We start from the raw sequence: 20,703 nt of genomic DNA, 5'->3' as shown, positions 1-20,703 counted from the left end.
CGATAACGTCGGTTCAGCTGCATCGATGTTGACTGGCGCACCGCTATCGCGAGCAAGCTCGCTCCCACAGGAAAGGGCATCGTCGGCGTTGAGAAAGCGTCAACAGAACGTTACTCCTGGGCAATCCCTACACAACCGCTGATCAGTTAGTCCGGCTTTTTGACACTTTCCCCGATATGCGGTCACAACTTTTGCGCTCCGCTGGGTCATAACACGAAGGTCGTCGATGGAATGTTGACGTCTACCGAGGTTTAAGCCTGATACGGAGATAAGCTCATGATTTTCAACGTACAAAATTTTGGCGCCAAAGGAGATGGCATCACCGACGACACGGCAGCCATCCAAAGTGCGATTGATGCGGCGGCCGCGGCCGGCGGTGGGCAGGTGTACATGCCGACCGGCACCTACATCGTTTCGGGGGGAGAGGAACCTTCCGATGGCTGCCTGATGCTCAAGAGCAATGTCTACCTGTACGGCGACGGCATGGGCGAGACCACGGTCAAGCTGGCCGACGGCTCCGATACCAAGATCACCGGGATCATCCGCTCGGCCTACGGCGAAGAAACCCACGACTTCGGCGTCAGCAACCTCACCATCGACGGCAACCGCGACAGCACCACCGGCAAGGTCGACGGCTGGTTCAACGGCTACATTCCCGGCGAAGAAGGCTACGACTCCAATGTCACCCTCGACAGCGTCGAGATCAAGGATTGCTCGGGGTACGGTTTCGACCCCCACGAGCAGACCGTCAACATGGTCATCAAGAACAGCGTGTCCCACGGCAACGGCCTGGACGGCTTCGTCGCCGACTTCCTCAGCGACAGCACCTTCGAAAACAACATCGCCTATAACAACGACCGCCATGGTTTCAACGTCGTCACCAGCACCCACGATTTCACCATGACCAATAACGTCGCCTACGACAATGGCGGCAATGGCATCGTGGTCCAGCGCGGCAGCGAGGACATCCCCTCGCCCAGCAACATCACCATCACCGGCGGCGAGGTGTATGGCAACGGTGCCGAAGGGGTGCTGATCAAGCTCTCCAGCGAAGTGACCGTCACCGGCGTCGACATCCACGACAACAGCAGCGCCGGGATCCGCATCTACGGCAGCAACCACGTCGAAATCATCGACAACACCCTCAACAACAACTCCCTGGGCGGTGCCGTACCGGAAATCATCATCCAGTCCTATGACGACACCCTGGGCGTGTCCGGCAAGTACTTCAACGGCAGCGACAACCTCATCCAGGGCAACATCATCAGCGGCAGCGACCTGTCGACCTATGGGGTGGCAGAGCGCAACGAAGACGGCACCGACCGCAACGCAATCATCGCCAACACCATCAGCCACACCAGCAAGGGCGCCACGTTGGTCTATGGCGACGGCAGCTACGTCAGTGCCACGGTGCCGATGACCACCGTGCAAGGTACGGCGGGCAACGACACCCTGCTCGGCAGCGCCGCCGCCGAGATTTTCTACGGTGGCGCCGGCAACGATACGATCAATGGCGCAGCCGGTAGCGACATCCTGGTCGGCGGCGCCGGCATCGACAAACTCACCGGTGGCACCGGTGCCGATACGTTCCGGTTCGTCGCCCAGTCGGACAGTTACCGCAACGCGACCACCAGCTTCGATGACACCATCACCGACTTCGACGTCACCCAGGACAAGATCGACCTCGCCGGCCTCGGTTTCACCGGCCTGGGCAATGGCCGTGGCGGCACCCTGCAAGTCAGCTACAACGCCACCAGCGACCGCACCTACATCAAGGACTTCGACGCCGACGCCAGCGGCAATCGCTTCGAGCTGATCCTCTCGGGCAACCTGGCCAGTACCCTGACCGCCAGTAACTTCATCTTCAATCGCGTCATCACCGGCACCAGCGGCAGCGACTCGCTGCTGGGTAGCGATGCAGCCGACACCCTGCTCGGCCTGGCGGGCAACGACAGCCTCAGCGGCGGCGCCGGCGACGACAAGCTCGACGGCGGTGCTGGCATGGACACCCTCACCGGTGGCGCCGGGGCGGACACCTTCGTGTTCTCCAACCGCCTGGACAGCTACCGCAACTACAACACCGGCGGCGCCAACCTCGGCGACCTGATCACCGATTTCGACATCAGCGCCGACAAGATCGACCTCTCGGCCATGGGCTTCACCGGCCTGGGGGACGGCAAGAACAACACCGTGTACCTGGTGCTCAACAGTGCCGGCACCAAGACCTACATCAAGTCCCTGGAAGCCGATGCCAATGGCAACCGCTTCGAAGTGGCGCTGGATGGCAATTACCTCAACACCCTGACCAGCGCCAACTTCGTCTTCGCCACCACCTCGCCGACCAACCAGGCGCCGGTACTGGCGACGCCGCTGCTCGATCAAAACGCGACCGAAAACACCCCGTTCAGCTACGTGGTGCCGGCCACCAGTTTCACCGATCCGGATAACGACAGCCTGAGCTACACCGCCAAACTCGCCAATGGCAGCGCCCTGCCAAGCTGGCTGCTCTTCGATGCCGCCACCCGCACCTTCAGCGGCACGCCACCCGCCACCGCGTCGGGCACCTATGCCATCCAGGTCACCGCGAGCGACGGCAGCAACGCCACCGTCAGCGACAGCTTTACCCTCGCCGTGCAGGACGTCCCCACCGCCATTGTGATCAATGGCACGCCGAACAACGACACGCTGACCGGCACCGCGGCCAATGAGCAATTGTACGGTGGCGCGGGCAACGACACCCTCAATGGCGGCGCCGGCAACGACATCCTGGTCGGCGGCACCGGGGTGGACAAGCTCACCGGCGGCACGGGGGCCGATGTGTTCCGCTACACCTCGAAACTCGACAGCTACCGCACCAGCTCCACCAGCGCCAGTGACCAGATCCTCGACTTCGACCTGACTGCAGACAAGATCGATGTCTCGGCGCTTGGCTATACCGGCCTGGGCAACGGGCTCAACGGCACCCTGCAGGTCACTTACAGTTCGTCGACCAACCGCACCTACCTCAAGGATCTGACGGTCGATGCCAACGGCAACCGGTTCGAGGTCTCGATGGCAGGCAACTTCGTCAGCAGCCTGACGGCCAGTCACTTTGTCTTCGCCGACCAGACCAACCCCACCAACGTGGCGCCAGTCGTGGCCACCCCGCTGCTGGACCAGAACGCCAGTGAAAGCACGCCGTTCAGCTACACCGTGGCCAGCAACAGTTTCACCGACGCCAACCAGGATGTGCTGACCTACACCGCGACCCTCGCCAACGGCAACGCCCTGCCCGCCTGGCTGAGTTTCAATGCCACCAGCCTGACCTTCAGCGGCACCCCGACCAGCACTGCGGCAGGCAACTACGACGTGCTGGTCAAGGCCACCGACCCATCGGGCGCCTCGGTCAGTGACAACTTCGCCCTGGTGGTGGCCGATGCGCCCGCCAACACCATCACCGGCACCAACAATGCCGAGACCCTCAACGGCACGACCGGCGCGGACCTGATCCTTGGCCTGGGCGGCAACGACACCATCAAGGCCGGCACCGGTGCGGACATCGTCGACGGCGGCGCCGGACGCGATTCGCTGTACGGCGGTGACGGTGCCGACACGTTCCGCTACAGCAACCTCTCCGACAGCTACCGCGACTACGACACCGGGGGTGTCACGGCCACCGACACGATTTATGACTTCACCGTCGGCGTCGACAAAATCGATGTCTCGGGGCTGGGCTTTCTCGGCCTCGGCGATGGCAGCAACGGCACGCTGTACATGACCCTGAATGCGGCTGGCGACAAGACTTACATCAAGTCCGCCGAAGCCGATGCCGACGGCAATCGCTTCGAGATCGCCCTCAACGGCAACTACCTCAACACCCTCACCGCCAGCGACTTCGTCTTCGGCGAGCGCGCCCAGCAGGACATCCTCTACCTGCCGACCCTCGGCCAATCCAATGCGCGCCTGCTGCGCATGACCGAGGACGACGACCAGTCCGGCACCTCGATGCTGGTCAATGACCTGGACCGCTACACCACCTATGACGTGCGCAGCCAGTTCACCGATGCCGACGGCAATGGCATCGACATCGCGGTGGGCGGCAGCACGGTCAACGGCCTCTCCACACTCAGCGCCGAGGAACTCCAGCTGTGCTGGTGGCTGACCGACACCAACCAACCCGGGGCGGCACTGTTGCGGGCGGTGACGTTGCTGCGCGACCAGCGCACCGAACTGCAGGCGATCGATAACGTCACCATGGGCATCATCTGGGGCCAGGGCGAGGAAGCCGCCCAGGAAATCGCCCGCGCCACCGACAAGGTAGCGGCTGCTGCGGCGTACAAGGCCGCGACTTTGAAGGTATTCGATTACTTGCATGCCCAGTTCGGCAATTTCAGCGTTTACTTGATGGAAACCGGTCATTACTCGGAGGACGCGGCCCGGGCCCGGGGTTATTCGGAAGAGAAGATCGCTTCCATCGTCGAGGGCGTCGGTTATGTCCGCGCCGTCCAGGAAGCCATCGCCGCCGAGCGCGCCGACGTCAAGCTGGCGGTGGACTACACCGACCTGCCCTTGCGCTACGAAGTCGACCCGCTGGTGTACCCCGATGACGTCTGGCACCTGCATGAGGAATCGGCGGAAATCGTCGGCCAACGCCTGGCGGACTACATTGCCGATGACTTGGGCTTCCAAGGCAATCCCAACGACAACAACAGCGTGCAGGACATTTTCGACAACGCCCAGAACCAGGGCGGGATGATCTCCGGTACCGACCAGGACGACACCCTGGTGGGCAGTTCGGGCAACGACACGCTGGACGGCGACCTGGGCGCCGACACCCTCACCGGTGGCGACGGCAACGACATCTACGTGGTCGACAATGCCTTCGACAGCGTGGTGGAAACCAACACCTCGACCGCGCAGATCGACACGGTGCAAGCCTCGGTGAGTTGGACCCTGGGTGCCAATCTGGAAAACCTGGTGCTCACCGGTGTGTCGGACATCGACGGCACCGGCAATGAACGGCGCAATTTCATCACCGGCAATACCGCCAACAACGTGCTCAACGGCGCCGCCGGGGCAGACAGCATGAGCGGCGCCGACGGGGACGACACTTACTTTGTCGACAATGCCGACGACAGTGTGATCGAGACCAGCACCAACGCAGTGACGGGCGGGATCGACGGTGTGCACAGCAGCCTGGCGGCCTATACCTTGGGCAACAACGTTGAGAACCTGTATGTCGATAGCACCGGCGCCGCCAATGGCACCGGCAACGCGCTGGACAATACGCTGTTCGCCGGCGCCGGCAACAATGTCCTGGATGGACGCGATGGCATTGATACGGCCAGTTTTGAACGCGCGCTGTCCAGCGTGACCGTCAACCTCTCGACGTCGGCGCAACAGAACACCGTGGGCTCCGGGCTCGACACTTTGAAGTTTATCGATAGCCTGAAGGGAAGCGCCTACGCCGACACGCTGTCGGGCAACAGCGCGGCGAACGTCCTCGACGGAGGGGCCGGCAACGATACGCTGGTGGGTGGTTCGGGCGATGACCGATTGATCGGCGGCGCAGGCACCGACAACCTCACCGGTGGCACGGGTGCGGACACCTACGCGTTTGGTGCGCTGTCGGACATGGGCGTCGGGGCGCTGCGCGATGTGATCAGCGGCTTCAAGAGCGCGGAGTTCGACAAGTTGGACCTCACCGGCCTGGACGCCAACCCGCTGACCGCCACAGTCGATGCCTTCACGTTCATCGGCAGCAACGCCTTCGACCCCACCAACGCCACCGGCCAGCTGCGCTTCGTCGATGGCATCCTCTCCGGCAGCACCAACGCCGACGCCACCCCCGAGTTCGAATTCGAACTGGTCGGCGTCAAGGAGCTGCACGCCAGCGACTTCACCGCCTGATTGCCCCCTGAGCAGGCTTGCCCGCAATACAGCATGGATGCTGACCGACCCACCGCTATCGCGAGCAAGCTTTGCTCCCACAGGGGATTTTTGTTGGCTGGGAAATCCCAGGCTGGCACCGATCCAAACCGTGGGAGCAAGGCTTGCTCGCGATGACGGCGGCACATCCAACATCAAGGCAGACTGACACACCGTTATCGCGAGCAAGCTTTGCTTCCACAGGGGATTTTTGTTGGCTGGGAAATCCCAGGCTGGCACCGATCCAAACCGTGGGAGCAAAGCTTGCTCGCGATGACGGAGGCACATCCAACATCAAGGCAGACTGACCCACCGCTATCGCGAGCAAGCTTTGCTCCCACAGGGGATTTTTGTTGGCAGGGAAATCCCAGGCTGGCACCGATCCAAACCGTGGGAGCAAAGCTTGTTTGCGATGACGGCGGACATCCAACATCAAGGCAGACTGACACACCGCTATCGCGAGCAAGCTTTGCTCCCACAGGGGATTTTTGTTGGNAAAGCTTGTTTGCGATGACGGCGGACATCCAACATCAAGGCAGACTGACACACCGCTATCGCGAGCAAGCTTTGCTCCCACAGGGGATTTTTGTTGGCTGGGAAATCCCAGGCTGGCACTGATCCAAACTGTGGGAGCAAAGCTTGTTTGCGATGACGGCGGACATCCAACATCAAGGCAGACTGACACACCGCTATCGCGAGCAAGCTTTGCTCCCACAGGGGATTTNGAGCAAGCTTTGCTTCCACAGGGGATTTTTGTTGGCTGGGAAATCCCAGGCTGGCACCGATCCAAACCGTGGGAGCAAAGCTTGTTTGCGATGACGGCGGACATCCAACATCAAGGCAGACTGACACACCGCTATCGCGAGCAAGCTTTGCTCCCACAGGGGATTTTTGTTGGCAGGGAAATCGCAGGCTGGCACCGATCCAAACCGTGGGAGCAAAGCTTGCTTGCGATGACGGCGGACATCCAACATCAAGGCAGACTGACACACCGTTATCGCGAGCAAGCTTTGCTCCCACTGGGATTTATGTTGGCAAGGAAATCGCAGGCTGGCACCGATCCAAACTGTGGGAGCAAAGCTTGCTCGCGATGACGGCGGACATCCAACATCAAGGCAGACTGACACACCGCTATCGCGAGCAAACTTTGCTCNNNNACGGCGGACATCCAACATCAAGGCAGACTGACCCACCGCTATCGCGAGCAAGCTTTGCTCCCACAGGGGATTTTTGTTGGAAGGGAAATCGCAGGCTGGCACCGATCCAAACYGTGGGAGCAAAGCTTGCTCGCGATGACGGCGGACATCCAACATCAAGGCAGACTGACCCACCGCTATCGCGAGCAAGCTTTGCTCCCACAGGGGATTTTTGTTGGAAGGGAAATCGCAGGCTGACACCGATCCAAACTGTGGGAGCAAAGCTTGCTCGCGATGACGGCGGACATCCAACATCAAGGCAGACTGACACACCGCTATCGCGAGCAAACTTTGCTCCCACAGGGGATTTTTGTTGGCAGGGAAATCCCAGGCTGGCACCGATCCAAACCGTGGGAGCAAAGCTTGCTCGCGATGACGGCGGCACATCCAACATCAAGGCAGACTGACCCACCGCTATCGCGAGCAAGCTTTGCTCCCACAGGGGATTTTTGTTGGGAATGCATCCCGTGACGCTCTGCGTCACACTCCAGAAGCGGAACGCGGAGCGTCCCTGGCGACATTCCCACGCAGGAGCGTGGGAACGATCGATATGTNTGGGAATGCATCCCGTGACGCTCTGCGTCACACTCCAGAAGCGGAACGCGGAGCGTCCCTGGCGACATTCCCACGCAGGAGCGTGGGAACGATCGATATGTGTTTCAGCCTTAAAAATCGCATGGTTGCAATTTGTTCCATGAGAGCTTGCTCCCGCTCGGCTGCGCTGTAGGAGCTGTGTAGGAGCTGACGAGTGCAACGAGGCTGCGATCTTGTCCCAGACAATTGAGTCCCAAGCGAAAGATCAAGATCAAAAGATCGCAGGCTTGTAGGAGCTGACGAGTGCAACGAGGCTGCGATCTTGTCCCAGACAATTGAGTCCCAAGCGAAAGATCAAGATCAAAAGATCGCAGGCTTCGCCAGCTCCTACAGCCCCAGCGGGAGTAAGCTCCCCCGCCACAGGGGTAAGTGCAAACTTGAACCCTGGATTGTCTAGAACAAACTCTGCACCTGCTCCAGCACCGCGCGGTTCATCTGGCCGGTGTGGGTGTGCAGGCTCACATAACTCTGCAGCATGTCGAGCTTGGTGTTGAGCAGGTCTCGACGGGCCTGGAACAGCCGTTGCTGCGCGTCAAGAATATCCACCGTGGAGCGCACGCCGCCCTGGAAGCCTTTTTCCGTCGAGATCAGTGCTCGCTGATTGGACTCCACCGCCCGCTGCATGGCCTTGCTCTTGGCAAACCCGGCGACGACGCCCAGGTAGTCGGCCTCGATATCCTCGGCCAGTTGCTGGCGTTGCACGTCGTAGTCGGACTGGGCGCCGGCCAGTTGCGCTTCGGCCTTGGCCACCGAGGCCCGTACCGCCCCGCCGCGATACAACGGAATATCCAATTGCACACCCACGTAGTAGGTGTCCTGGCGCGGGTCGAGCTCCTGGTATTGACGGGTTTCCCGGCGGGTCAACTGGGTGGTCAACGACAAGGTTGGATAATGCCCGGCGCGCTGGCTGTCGGCCTGGGCCTCGGCCACTTTCACCGCCGCCAGCCGAGCGGCCAGTTCGGGGCTGGCTTCACGGGCAATCGCCGTCCAGTACGGCAAGTCCTGCTCCGGCGGGATCGGGCTACCGGCGGCCAATTCTTCGCGCATCGGCTGGATGTCCTCGATGGGCACGCTGGCACGCCCGGACAAGGCCCGCAACGCCGCCACGCGACGCGCATGGGCTTCAGCCTCCTGGGCTTGCACCAGGTCGAGCCGCGCCTGGGCTTCGTCGATATCGGTGATCGAGCCTTGGCCGCCCTCATAAAGCTTTTTGCTCTGGATGACCAAGCCTTGGATGGCCGCCTTTTGCTGCTGGATCAACTTGATCTCGTTCTCGGCCCGGGCGACGTCGAAATACCCCTTCGCCACCCGGTCATACAGGGTCTGGCCGGCCACATCGAACACCGTGGTACCCAGTTGACCGCGCGCCTTGCCCTCCTGATACGCCGCCCAGCGGGCCTTGTCGTAGAGCGGTTGTTGCGCCGCCAGGGTGACGTTGTTCGCCTGGTAATCGTTGCTGTTGACGTAGGTGCTGTCGTCACCGCCATCGGTTCGCCCGCCGTAGCCGTAGCGCGAGCTCAGCGACACCTGCGGGTAAAGGCCGCCACGCCCGATGTCCTCTTCATGCCGCGAAGCTTCAAAGGCGTGGGCCGCCGATTGCACGGTCGGATCGTTGAGGCGCGAGGCATCGTAGGCGGCGGTCAGGCTCAGCCCCCCCTCAGCGGCCCACCCCGGATTGAACGCCGCCCAACCCGCACACAGGCTCAGCAACACACGCAAACGGTAGCGGTAACGATCGACCATGCTCATTCCTCCTTGAAGGCTGCAAGCAAGCGTTCACGCAAAGGCTTCATCAGGTAATTCATCAAGGTGCGCTCGCCCGTCACCACCGTGACGTCGGCGAGCATGCCCGGGCGCACCAGCAGGCCGGCGCTCTGCAACGCAACCACGGTGTCGGCGGGAATCTCGACCTTGGCGGAGAAGTACGGTTGGTGTGTCTGCTCATCGATCAACTGGTCCGCCGACACCGTCGTCACCGTGCCGGTAACCGTCGGCGTATCCACCCGTTGCAGCGCGGTGAAATGCACATGCACCGGCAGGCCCGGGCGCAGTTTGTTGGCCATCAGCGGCTCGAAACGCGCGGTGATCGCCATCGGTGCATCCAGCGGCACCACCTGCATCAGGGTCTGGCCGGCCTGCACCACGCCGCCGACGGTATGAATGCTCACGTCCATGACCTGCCCGGCCACCGGCGCACGGATCGCACCGTTGTCGACTTCAAACTGCAAGGCGCAAATCTGATCGGCATAACCGGCAGCCTCGGCCGAGACTTCGCTGAGCTGGGTTTCGGCATCGCGGCGGAACTCCTGCTGCGCCTGCAAAGCCTTGAGCCGGCTTTCATTGATCGCCTGACGAGTCCTGCCGACATCACCCACACCAGAGGCGATCTGCCCCGCCAACTGGGCCGCGTTACGCTCGGCCTCGAAGAGTTTGTTGCGCGGAACGTAGCCTTCCCGGGCCAAATCGCGCAGGCCTTCAAGCTCCTGCTGCTGGAAGCGCATCTGCGCGTCGTAGTTGCGCTTGACGCCTTCGTAGCCAAGCAATTGCTGCTGCAAGGCCGCGGCTTCGTGCTCGATGATCTGCAAGCGGCTGCCCAGCTCCGCGCGACGGGTGAAGAACAACTGGCTCTGCAAGGCCATGGCCGCCTTGACTCGCGGTTCGTCGGCGTGGGCCAGCAGTTCCGCGGGCCATTGGATCTCGGCGTTGCCCAGGCGCTCGGCAATCAAGCGCGCCTCGATGCTGCGGTCATTGAGGAGCTTGCCCAGGGTCACGTCCAGTTGCGACTGCGCCTGCACCGTATTGAGCTGCACGAGCAATTGCCCTTGGGTGACGCGGTCGCCATCGCTGACCAGCAGTTTTTCCACCACGCCGCCGACCAGCGACTGCACCGCCTTGCGCTCCCCCGCCACCACCACGGTGCCGCTGCCTACCACCCCCTGGTCGAGCGGCGCCAGGCAGGCCCAGAGCAGGAAACCACCCAGCGTCAGGACCAGGAATCCCACGCCATAACGCGCCGCGCTTCCGGCGTCGGTACTGGCGCTGGGCAGCGTCGTGGTGCTGCGCACGCTCAGCCCTTGCTCGCTGTACGCTTGTGCCCCTGGAGTCAGATCACGCATCGCCGCCCGCCTCCCTGACCGCGGCCGGTCTCGGCCCCGGCATCAATGCCTTGAGCACCCGGTCCCGTGGGCCGAACGCTTGTTGAGTACCGTCCTTGAGCACCAGGATGTGATCGACCACCGCCAGCACACTGGGGCGGTGAGTAATCAACACCACGGTGCTGCCGGCCGCCTTGAGCGCACTGATAGCCTGCACCAGCGCCAGCTCACCGGCGTCATCGAGATTGGAGTTGGGCTCATCGAGCACGATCAGCGATGGCCGTCCGTAGAGCGCGCGAGCCAGGCCCAGGCGTTGTTTTTGCCCACCGGACAAGCCAAGCCCACCAGGGCCCAACGGCGTGTCGTAGCCCTTGGGAAAGCGCAGGATCATTTCGTGGATGCCGGCATGACGCCCGGCGGCGATGATCTTGTCGGCGTCCTGCTCACCGAAGCGGGCGATGTTGTCGGCGACCGTGCCATCGAACAACTCGATGTCCTGTGGCAGGTATCCAAGGTACGGCCCCAGGGCGTCGTGGGACCACTGGCTGATCTCGGCATCGTCCAGGCGCACCGACCCGCCCATGGCCGGCCAGACCCCGACCAAGGCGCGCGCCAGTGTCGATTTACCACTGGCGCTGGGCCCGACCACCGCAAGCACATCGCCCTTGGCGAGGCTGAAATTGATCCCGCGCAGGATCGGCTGCGAAGCACCTGGCGGACCGACATACAACTGTTCCAGGCGCACCGCGCCGGTGGGCGGTGGCAACGGCATGCGCAGACGCTCACGCGGATGCTGGGCCAGCAATTGACTCAGGCGCTGGTAGCTCTGGCGTCCGGCGTTGAACTGCTTCCACGAGCCGATGGCGATTTCCACGGGCGCCAGGGCTCGCCCCAGCAACAGCGACATCGCAATCATCATGCCCGCCGACAGTTGGCCTTCGAGCACCAGCAAAGCGCCCAGCCCCAGCGCCAGGGACTGCCCGGAGATCCGCACGAAACGGGTCGTCGAGGTGATACGCGCGCTCCGGTCGCTGGCATGGGCCTGGGCGGCAATGATCCGTTGCTGCAACAGGCTCCAGCGCTGACGCAACGGCCCGAGCATGCCCAGGGCCTGGATGACTTCGGCATTGTGCAGCGTGCTGTTCACATAGATCGACGACTGCACCCCCAGTCGATTGGCCTCCCCCAGGGGCGCTCGCGTCGCCAGTTCTCCCCACAGCGCCAGGCCGATCAGCACCAGGGCCAACACCAGTGTCAGCACGCCGAACCAGGGGTGAAAGATGAACGCCACCAGCAGGAAGATCGGCAGCCAGGGTGCATCGAGCAAGGCGATCAGGCCCTGCCCGGTAATCAACTGGCGCAGCGTCGCCAGGTCGGTGAGCACTTGCGCCGGGTTGGCGTTGTGCTCGCGCAGGCTGCGAGCGAAGGCGGCGTCGAAAATCCGCTCGCCCAAGGCTTCGTCCAGCCCCGCGCTCATGCGAATCATCACCTCGCCACGGACCCACTCGATCAGGGCACTGAACATGAACAGCCCCACGGCCATCAAGGTGAGCATGAACAAGGTGGTTTCGTTGCGGCTGGTCAAGACCCGGTCGTAGACCTGCATCATGTACAGCGACGGCACCAGCACCAACAGATTGATCACGCCACTGAACAATGCCAGCGCCCAGAACACCCGGCGGTAGCTCAATAAGGCAGCATCAATGTCATGACGCGGATCGAGTAGAAACCCCATGGGAAATCGCCTGCAAGAGAAATGGTCGGTCCAGGACGCAATCCATCGCAAGGCTCTTTTTCCCGAGAGTGATCGAGAAAAAACTATCCAGCTGGCGCGCTGTTATCAGGGGCGATCCTCATCCCTACAGGCGCCAATTACTGACAACGCAGCCGCGGGTTAGTGCCGGTTTGCAGGGGTGTGCTTGCAAGTGGGTGACAGGCGGACGGGCCGCGCTTCGAGACGAAGCTTATTGCCTCTCGAATGGGCCTGAAAAGCGGTTTTGTTGACGCCAGTAACGTGGCGTCAACAGGGTAAAAACAGCACGGCTAGCCGAGGGAAACGACCCGCTCAGGCTGGGGCGAATGCCGCGACGTCACCAGGCCGATAAAGGAAATGACCAGCGCCAGGCCCAGGGTGGTACTGACCTCACTGCGGTGCTCGGGCGTGATCATCATGACCGCCAGCGCAGCCGAGATGAACACGATGACCAACCAGGTCAGCCAGGGGAACAGCCACATGCGAAAAGGCAGCTCGATATTCTGCCGTTGCAACATCCGGCGCATGCGCAGCTGCGAGATGGCGATCACCAGATACACCAGCAACGCGATGGCGCCGGAGCTGGCGAGTAGAAATTGGAACAGGCCGGCGGGCATGAAGTAACTGAACAACGTGACGCCCGCGCCCAGCACGGTACTGGCAATCACCGCGGACCTTGGGACACCGGCCGAAGACGTGACCTTCAAGGTCTTAGGCGCATCGCCGCGACGCCCCAGGGAGTACAACATCCGCGAAGCGATGTAGATCGAGGAGTTCATGCAACTGGCCACGGCGATCAGCACCACCACATCCACCAGGAATTTGGCGTGGGGAATGTTCATCAGCTCCAGCGCTCGCTGGTAGGAACCCACTGAAGCCAGGAGTGGATCGTTCCAAGGCACGACGGAAATGACCACGAAGATCGACAGCAGGTAGAACACACCGATGCGCCAGATCACCGAACGGGTGGCCTTGGCAATGTTCTGCGCAGGGTTATCGGATTCGGCAGCAGCGATGGTCACCGCCTCCGTACCGATGAAGCTGAACATGATGGTAATGAACGCGCCCACCACCGCCGACAGACCGTTGGGGGCAAACCCGCCATGCTCCTCCATCAAGCGACTCAGGCCGCTGGCCTCACGCTCGGGAATCCACCCCATCAGCACCGCAAAACCCAGGGAGATGAAACCGATGATCGCCACGACCTTGGCCATGGCGAACCAGAACTCGAACTCGCCGTATTTGGACACACTGAACAGATTCGTCACCGCCAGTAGAACGATCGACACCGAGGCGAACAGCCAGGCATCGACGGCGGGAAACCATTGGTTCAACACATGGCCGGCGGCCAACGCTTCGATGGGAATCACCAGCACCCAGAACCACCAGTAGAGCCAACCAATGGTAAAGCCTGCCCAGCGTCCGATGGCCTGGTCGGCATAGGTAGAGAAGGAGCCGGTGTCCGGATTGGCAACCGCCATCTCGCCCAGCATGCGCATGACCAGGACCACCAACAGCCCGGAGAACAGGTAGGCCAGCATGACGGCCGGGCCGGCGGCGGCAATGGCATGGCCCGATCCCACGAACAGACCCGCACCGATGATTCCGGCAATGGACAGCATGGTGACGTGACGAGGCTTGAAGCCCTGTGCCAAATGGCCGTTCGAATCCTTGAAGCTGGGGCTGGTCATTTTCTTATTCTCTTGTGATCGAACATTGAGACGCGCGCAGGGGCAGTCGGTGCTCTGGTATTCCCGCCCCTCCTGGAAGCGGTACCTCTTGGTCGGGTTGATCCACCCTGGGCGAACGTGCGCACTTGCGGTGAAAAGTCGCGCCACGTTACCTGTCTTCCCTCCCGAGTCAGTTACCTGAACGCGCCATCTCTGTGCCTGATTTCGCCAAGTGGGGCATGGCGTTTTGCCGCTTGCCAGGTGTCTGGATCGCGGTATTCAGCCGCGTCCTTGAGGGGAGCCATGAAATAAACCCTTTAAAAACTTTACTGGGTTAAGTATTTTGCGTGATGCACTGGGCGCTATTGCATGCCTGTCAGTTCCTGTGGGAGCGAGCCTGCTCGCGAATGCGGAGTGTCAATCACATCAATGTTGGCTGACTCATCGCAATCGCGAGCAGGCTCGCTCCCACAGGTTGATTTCCAACTGGCTGGCATTACGCCGTTCGCCCTTTATTATTTCAACGACAAGGACCTCCCGTGAGCGGACTGCGTGAACGTCAAAAAGCCGAACGCCGCCAAGCCATCAGCAAGGCGGCGGTCGAACTGTTCGAGCGCCAGGGTTTCCAGAACACCACCATCGAACAGATCGCCAACCAGGCCGGCGTATCGGCGCCTACCGTCTTCAAGTACTTCGGCAACAAGCAGGAGATCATCCTGGAGATCCTGCACGACGCCGACCAGCGGGCACTCACGGACACCCGCAGCCAGATGCCTGAAATCGAGGACCCGGTCGAGGCGCTGTGTTATCTGGAGCGATTGTTGACCGGCTACGCGCTGGAGGTCATGCATCCGAGCCTTTGGCGCGAGTTGCTGCCGCTGATTCTGTTTGGCAGCGACAACGGGCTGCCCGAGGGTTATCGCGCCATGAACGATGCGCTCAGGGCCGAAATCAGTGGGCTGATCAGGGAATTGCAAGAGGCCGGAAAGCTGCGCGCCGACCTCGACGTCGACCTCGCCGCCTTCCTGTTGAACGACTATTCGCACTTGCAGCTGTTCAGGTTGGTCAACCAGGAACAGCCGGACATCGAGGCACACTCCACCCAGGTCCGGCGTATCACCGAATTGCTCTTCCTGGGCATGCGCGCCTGAGTGAACACCCCACCGATACGGACCCGGCGCCGCAACACCGGGTCACACTGATCAGCGATGCGTCTTGATGCTGGTCCAGGTGCGGGTGCGGATCCGCTCCACCGCCGCCGGCACCGGTTCCAAGGCGAACAGCGTCTTGCGCGCCTCGTCCGGTATATACATGGCGGGGTTGTTGCGAATTTCAGCATTGACCAGTGCCGTAGCTTCCTTGTTCGGGTTGGGGTAACCGATCTTGTTGCTGATCCGGGCAATGACATCGGGACGCAAGATGTAGTTGATGAACGCGTAGGCCTCTTGGGTATGAGGGGCGTTGGTGGGCACCATCATGACGTCCGACCACATCGGCGCGCCCTCCTTGGGCAGCGCCATTTCCACCTTGACCCCCTTCCCTGCGTCCTGGGCCAGTCGTTTGGCCAGGGCCACCCCACCGGACCAACCCACCCCGACACAGATCTCGCCGTTGGCCAAGTCCATGCCGTAGCGCGACGAATTGAAGTAAGTGATATACGGCCGAACCTTGAGCATGGCCGCCTGCGCCTTTGCGTAGTCCTCACGCTTCTGGCTGTTGGGGTCCAGACCTTCGTAGTGCAAGGCGATGGGCACGATCTCGTTGGCGGCGTCGAGCAGTCCCACACCGCAACTGGCCAGCTTGGCCATGTTCTCTTCCTTGAAAAGGATGTCCCAGGTGTTCATTTGCACATCGGCGCCCAGCACCTGGCGCACCTTGTCGACGTTGTAGCCGATCAGCGTCGTGCCCCACAGGTACGGCGCCGCATAGCGGTTACCTGGATCACCCACCGCCTCCAGGGACTTCATGAACTCGGGGTCCAGATGCTGCCAGTTCGGCAATTGGCTGCGGTCCAGGGGTTGGACGGCACCAGCGGCAATCAGGTGGCTGACGTTGGAACTGCTCGGGTAGACCACGTCATACCCGGAGTTGCCAGTCAGCAGCTTGGACTCCAAGGTCTCGACGCTGTCGAAGACGTCGTAGATGGGACGGATGCCGGTTTCCTCCTGGAAACTCTTGAGGATTTCTGGCGGCAGGTACTCGATCCAATTGTAGATTCGCACCGTCCGCTCTTCGGCCAGGCTTGCGCCACTGACCAGCATCGAAACGACAGCGCCCAGCAAGGTGTTGCGCAAATACATGCTCATGATCAAACACTCCAGCGCGGCCGCGAAGGCTCGCGGCACTTAATAGCGGTAGGTGAAGTAGAGTTCCAGCGCGCTGAATTTCCGGTCGTCGCCGAAGACTTGCTTGGCCGCTGCCATGGGCTTGACCCAGTTATAGGACAGCGAGGTGGACAGCGACTTCGAAGGCGCCCAATCCAGGAAGACTACACTCTCGTCGGCAAACCGTTTGTCGCTGACGGCGGTGCCCATGTAGTTTTTTTCGTCGAGCCAGAACTGGTAGTGGATCGCACCGAGCGTAAGGGTTTCGTTGAGGTGGGTCTTGAGGGAGAACTGCTGGACGTTTTCGTTGCTGTTGAACAGCAGGTAGTTGCCGACGACATCGCCGATCAGCCAGGTGCTCCAGTCGACGAAGCCCTTGCTCAACGGATCCCAGGCTTTCTGTCGGTTGTCGGTGAGGTTGTCGTCGCCGGAAAAGCTCGCGTAGCGGTAGCCGATCACCGGGGTCAACGGCAGCGTGCTGAAAGTGTAATCCGCCTGGCCGTACCAGGCCTTGGCGTCGTAATCCACGCCTTCGCCGCTGCCTCGCTCCAGGGCATATTCGGCATTCAGGGTCAGGTCCGCGATGCCCGGGAGCTTGGCGTTCAAGGCCCTGACGTTGTACACCAGCATGCCATCGCGGCGACGCGGCAATGTGCTGCCCTTGGGGCCCATGGCCTTGACCTTCAACGCGGTGGCGCCCAGCGTCACCTGGTCGTCGAGGTTGTAGTCCAGGTTCGCGCCGCTCATGCGGAAATCACCCAGGTCACTGTCGGTGCCCAGGCTGAAGCCCTGGACCTTCAACGCGCCGTGGTCCCAGGCGACCACCGCCGAATCCTTGAAGGCGGTGCGCGGGGCGAGCCAGTAGGCCCCGTCGTTCAATTGGTCGAGGTTGCCATCCATCACGATGAAACCGTTGCCGATCATATAATTCTGGCGACCGCCCGTGACCGTCCACTCCCCGGCCCGGAAACCGCCATAGAACTCTTCGGTCGACAGCTTGCCGTCGGAACTGCGGGTGAAGCCACCGGCATCGCCGTCACCGAAGGTGGTCGCCCCCACCAGGGAGCCGCCGGCCAACAGGCTGAAATCCGGCTGCACGGCATATTCCAACTTGACGCCCGGCTTGACGTAGAACTCCTGCCAGTCGATTTTCGTGCCGCGATTCTTGCCGCTGCGCATGTCCACCACGCCGCCGCCAAAGTTGACGTTGCGGGTAGACAGGACTGCGCCACCGGCCGTTAAGTTGACCTCGCCCTTGAGGTTGCCCTCCTCGAAGGTGTAGCCCGCCCAGGCAACCTGGGCGGTCAAGGGTAACCCGAGCACGAGGAACGTTCGGGACAAACGCATCATGGAAACCATATGGAGCTCCTGTGTGATTATTGTTGTTACAGGGCAGTAAATGGCGGCGCAAAACCGCGCCAACACCTGGTGGGGCCAGGTGAGCGGAACGAAATTCTTGTGTTTATCGGATGAAGTCAGGGCGTCAGTTGCGCCGCGATGGCACGCAACATACGCACGCTATCGCCGTCGAATGGGCTGACGGCTTCGCCCAGGGACGACTGCTTGACGATCACCACGCCGGACGGTTTGTCGATGAACAGGTATTGACCGTGGATGCCACCGGCCATGAGCGCCTGGCTGTGGTCGTTGAACACATACCACTGGCTGCGGTAGGACGCGCCTGGGGTCCAGCTCGAAAAGTCGGGGGATGCAGCGTAGATCGCCGGGTCGGCTCCGGCGGCGATACCGGCCAGCACCTCGGCCGAGAGCAGTTGTGTCCCACCCTGGCGGCCATCGTTGGCCAGCAGGCGACCGAAGCGCGCCATGTCACGCAAGGTCGCACTGAAACCGGCACCGGCGACGCTGCGGCCCCAGGGATCCGCCAGGAAGTAGCCGTCACGCTCACAGCCCAACTGGCTCCAGATCTCTTGCAGTAACTGATGACAGGCCTTGCCTGACGCCCGCTCCATGACCCAGGCCAACGCCTCGGTGGTGGCCGTCACGTAATGGAAAAAGCCGCCGTGACTGCCGCGTTTTCTCAGTGAGGGCAAATACTGATACAGGGATTCGAAGGTCGCATACTGCGCTGGCGCCGGCTGGAAACCGCAGGCGTAACCGTATTGGGAGCTCTCTGAATCCGGGTCCTCATAGACCTCGCTGTAATCGACGGCCACCGCCATGTCGAACAACTGGCGCACGGTGGCATCGGCAAACGCGCTGCCCGCCAACTCCGGTACGTAATGCTTGGCCGTCAACGTAGGGTCCAGCAAGCCTTCGCAGACCAGTTGCTCGCCCAAGGCACCGATCAGCGACTTGGTCACCGAAAACATGATGTGTCGGTCCTGGGGACGCTGGCCGTTGAAGTAGCGCTCAAACAGCACGGTGTCGCCCTGCAAGACCAGGAAAGCATCGGTCTGGCTGGCGACCAGGTGATCGATCACGCTGATGCTCAAGCCACACTCGCTGTCGAAGTGCAGCTCATCCAGCGGCTGGAGCGCCTGCTTGAACGCGCTGACCGGCCCACTGCCGGCCTGCACATCGATGGAAGGACGCAAGCGCGCCAGGTTGCGGAAACCCCATTGGTTGAACGGCGGGCTCATCCAGTTGTGCCAGGTGACGCGGCGCTGGGGTTCGGCGGGAAAGCCTTGCATGAGTGAAGGTGCCAGGCGTGCGTCAAATGGCGATTCGTGAGTCTCGACGTAAAGACTGGCCAGTGAAGGCACGGTGTTCTGATTCATCGGGTTGCCCCTGCAAAATGACTCTGCGTGAAAGCAGATGCAGGGAAATAATTACCCGATGTTATTTTTTAGTCAATAAAACTTTTTATCGTCATTCAATTAATTTCGTTAACGGCGACATGACCAATAGATCTGTGCTGAATTCTGGGACGAAAGCCCTAAGAAAATAACTAAAAGTTATTTGTTGTCTGTTTTTTAGATCACTTAGATTAAGCCTTAAGCCCAATGGCTTCGCGGTACTGCCTCAAGAACGTTGGCAATTACCCCTCCTCAGTCACGGCAAATCTCATTAACGGGCCACCGTCATGCAGCTTCTAACACTTCCTCCCTCCCCCGGCCTGGCCACCTCGATTCGTGCCACGGCCCAGGTCTTCGAAGACCCCACCTCCCGCGCTTTGCTGGCTCACCTGCAGCAAGTCGCGCCCAGTGACGCCAGCGTGCTGATCATCGGCCAGACCGGGACCGGCAAGGAACTGGTGGCGCGCCACGTACACAACCTCAGCGCCCGTCGCCACAAACCGTTTGTTGCGGTCAACTGCGGGGCGTTTTCCGAAACCCTGGTGGAGGCCGAGTTGTTCGGCCATGAAAAAGGCGCGTTCACCGGCGCACTGACGGCCAAGGCCGGTTGGTTCGAGGAAGCGGACGGCGGGACGTTGTTCCTGGATGAAATCGGTGATTTGCCGTTGCCGATCCAGGTCAAGTTGCTCCGGGTGCTACAGGAGCGCGAGGTGGTCCGGCTGGGTTCGCGCAAGAGCATCAAGATCAATGTGCGCGTGTTGGCGGCCACCAACGTGCAGTTGGAAAAAGCCATTAATGCCGGGCACTTTCGCGAAGACCTCTATTACCGCCTGAATGTGGTGAGCCTGGTGCTCAAGCCGCTGCGCGAACGCCCCGGTGACATCCTGCCGCTGATCCGCCACTTCATTGCCGAGTACAGCCGCAGGCTCGGGCACGGCGAGGTGACGCTGGATGCCCAGGCCCAGCGCAAATTGCTCGACTATTCCTGGCCGGGGAACATCCGCGAGCTGGAAAATGTCATCCACCACACCCTGTTGATTTGCCGTAACAACGTGATCGGCGTGCAGGACCTGCACCTGTCGAACTTGCGTATCGAACGCCAGGACAACCCACCACAATCGCCCCCTCAAAGCGCAGAGGCGCTCTTGCACAAAGCCTTCGAGAAACTGCTCGAGCAAGAACATGGCGACTTGTATGAAAAGGTCGAGGCCGAGCTGTTGCGCACCGCCTACCGCTACGCCAATTGCAATCAGGTCCACACCGCCAGCCTGCTGGGCCTGAGCCGCAATGTCACCCGCACGTTGCTGATCAGGATTGGCGAGCTGGTGGTCAATCGACGCCGCCCGGCACTGGACACCCGGGATGGCCGGGATGGCCGGGTGGTCAACCTGTCGACCTGAGCCCCAAA

12 protein-coding genes are annotated in these 20,703 nt (G+C 61.4%); 5 read left to right on the top strand and 7 right to left on the bottom strand.

Annotation, left to right across the window (positions count from 1 at the left end; genetic code table 11):
* Positions 1-276: 276 nt before the first annotated feature.
* The 3 genes from ASC85_RS03090 to ASC85_RS32890 form a co-directional block, all read left to right on the top strand.
* Positions 277-5,889 carry a putative Ig domain-containing protein gene (locus ASC85_RS03090; protein ID WP_057448198.1) on the top strand — a complete coding sequence of 1,871 codons (5,613 nt, stop codon included), beginning with the start codon at positions 277-279 and terminating at the stop codon, positions 5,887-5,889.
* A 743-nt stretch (positions 5,890-6,632) separates the two neighbouring features.
* On the top strand, positions 6,633-7,001 hold a 369-nt coding region (locus ASC85_RS33710; protein ID WP_236712314.1), incomplete at its 5' end, for a hypothetical protein.
* 63 nt (positions 7,002-7,064) lie between these two features.
* A partial coding sequence (locus ASC85_RS32890) for a hypothetical protein (RefSeq protein WP_236712313.1) occupies positions 7,065-7,301 on the top strand: 237 nt, incomplete at its 5' end.
* Between the two features lie 789 nt (positions 7,302-8,090).
* On the opposite strand, the gene ASC85_RS03085 is transcribed toward ASC85_RS32890, so the two are convergent.
* The 4 genes from ASC85_RS03085 to gabP form a co-directional block, all read right to left on the bottom strand.
* On the bottom strand, positions 8,091-9,440 hold the full coding sequence (locus ASC85_RS03085; protein ID WP_057448197.1) for a TolC family outer membrane protein: 1,350 nt from the start codon (positions 9,438-9,440) through the stop codon (positions 8,091-8,093).
* Between the two features lie 2 nt (positions 9,441-9,442).
* Positions 9,443-10,813: an HlyD family type I secretion periplasmic adaptor subunit gene (locus ASC85_RS03080; RefSeq protein WP_057448196.1), complete on the bottom strand. Its 1,371-nt coding sequence runs from the start codon at positions 10,811-10,813 to the stop codon at positions 9,443-9,445.
* Positions 10,806-12,527: a type I secretion system permease/ATPase gene (locus ASC85_RS03075; protein ID WP_057448195.1), complete on the bottom strand. Its 1,722-nt coding sequence runs from the start codon at positions 12,525-12,527 to the stop codon at positions 10,806-10,808. The genes ASC85_RS03080 and ASC85_RS03075 overlap by 8 nt, the downstream gene beginning before the upstream one ends.
* Positions 12,528-12,835: 308 nt before the next feature.
* Entirely contained in the window at positions 12,836-14,236 is a 1,401-nt protein-coding gene (gabP, locus tag ASC85_RS03070) for a GABA permease (protein WP_057448194.1), read from the bottom strand.
* A 518-nt stretch (positions 14,237-14,754) separates the two neighbouring features.
* Here gabP and ASC85_RS03065 point away from each other — a divergent pair.
* Positions 14,755-15,366 (top strand): TetR/AcrR family transcriptional regulator, encoded by a 612-nt coding sequence (locus tag ASC85_RS03065; RefSeq protein ID WP_057448193.1) that lies wholly within the window; start codon positions 14,755-14,757, stop codon positions 15,364-15,366.
* Between the two features lie 51 nt (positions 15,367-15,417).
* Here ASC85_RS03065 and ASC85_RS03060 read toward each other — a convergent pair whose 3' ends face one another.
* The 3 genes from ASC85_RS03060 to ASC85_RS03050 form a co-directional block, all read right to left on the bottom strand.
* Positions 15,418-16,521, bottom strand: coding sequence for a polyamine ABC transporter substrate-binding protein (locus tag ASC85_RS03060; RefSeq protein ID WP_057448192.1), 1,104 nt, complete (start codon positions 16,519-16,521; stop codon positions 15,418-15,420).
* A gap of 39 nt (positions 16,522-16,560) precedes the next feature.
* The gene (locus ASC85_RS03055) at positions 16,561-17,898 is read right to left on the bottom strand and encodes an alginate export family protein (RefSeq protein WP_057448191.1); all 1,338 of its coding nucleotides are present in this window, start codon (positions 17,896-17,898) and stop codon (positions 16,561-16,563) included.
* Positions 17,899-18,014: 116 nt separating this feature from the next.
* Positions 18,015-19,277, bottom strand: a complete 1,263-nt coding sequence (locus ASC85_RS03050; RefSeq protein WP_057448190.1) for a serine hydrolase domain-containing protein — start codon at positions 19,275-19,277, stop codon at positions 18,015-18,017.
* 305 nt (positions 19,278-19,582) lie between these two features.
* Between ASC85_RS03050 and ASC85_RS03045 the strand changes: the two genes are divergently transcribed.
* On the top strand, positions 19,583-20,695 hold the full coding sequence (locus ASC85_RS03045) for a sigma-54 interaction domain-containing protein (protein ID WP_057448189.1): 1,113 nt from the start codon (positions 19,583-19,585) through the stop codon (positions 20,693-20,695).
* Positions 20,696-20,703 lie beyond the last annotated feature (8 nt).

This window comes from Pseudomonas sp. Root401 (genome assembly GCF_001425105.1).
Taxonomy (GTDB): domain Bacteria; phylum Pseudomonadota; class Gammaproteobacteria; order Pseudomonadales; family Pseudomonadaceae; genus Aquipseudomonas; species Aquipseudomonas brassicacearum.
The sequence above is the reverse complement of the archived record's forward strand: the minus strand, read 5'-3'. Positions and strand labels throughout refer to the sequence as shown.

What these genes read in the sequence shown, in the direction of transcription:
- ASC85_RS03090 (WP_057448198.1), top strand. Translation starts at nt 277, where the DNA reads ATGATTTTCAACGTACAAAATTTTGGCGCCAAAGGAGATGGCATCACC.
- ASC85_RS03085 (WP_057448197.1), bottom strand. Translation starts at nt 9,440, where the DNA reads ATGGTCGATCGTTACCGCTACCGTTTGCGTGTGTTGCTGAGCCTGTGT.
- ASC85_RS03080 (WP_057448196.1), bottom strand. Translation starts at nt 10,813, where the DNA reads ATGCGTGATCTGACTCCAGGGGCACAAGCGTACAGCGAGCAAGGGCTG.
- ASC85_RS03075 (WP_057448195.1), bottom strand. Translation starts at nt 12,527, where the DNA reads ATGGGGTTTCTACTCGATCCGCGTCATGACATTGATGCTGCCTTATTG.
- gabP (WP_057448194.1), bottom strand. Translation starts at nt 14,236, where the DNA reads ATGACCAGCCCCAGCTTCAAGGATTCGAACGGCCATTTGGCACAGGGC.
- ASC85_RS03060 (WP_057448192.1), bottom strand. Translation starts at nt 16,521, where the DNA reads ATGAGCATGTATTTGCGCAACACCTTGCTGGGCGCTGTCGTTTCGATG.
- ASC85_RS03055 (WP_057448191.1), bottom strand. Translation starts at nt 17,898, where the DNA reads ATGGTTTCCATGATGCGTTTGTCCCGAACGTTCCTCGTGCTCGGGTTA.
- ASC85_RS03050 (WP_057448190.1), bottom strand. Translation starts at nt 19,277, where the DNA reads ATGAATCAGAACACCGTGCCTTCACTGGCCAGTCTTTACGTCGAGACT.
- ASC85_RS03045 (WP_057448189.1), top strand. Translation starts at nt 19,583, where the DNA reads ATGCAGCTTCTAACACTTCCTCCCTCCCCCGGCCTGGCCACCTCGATT.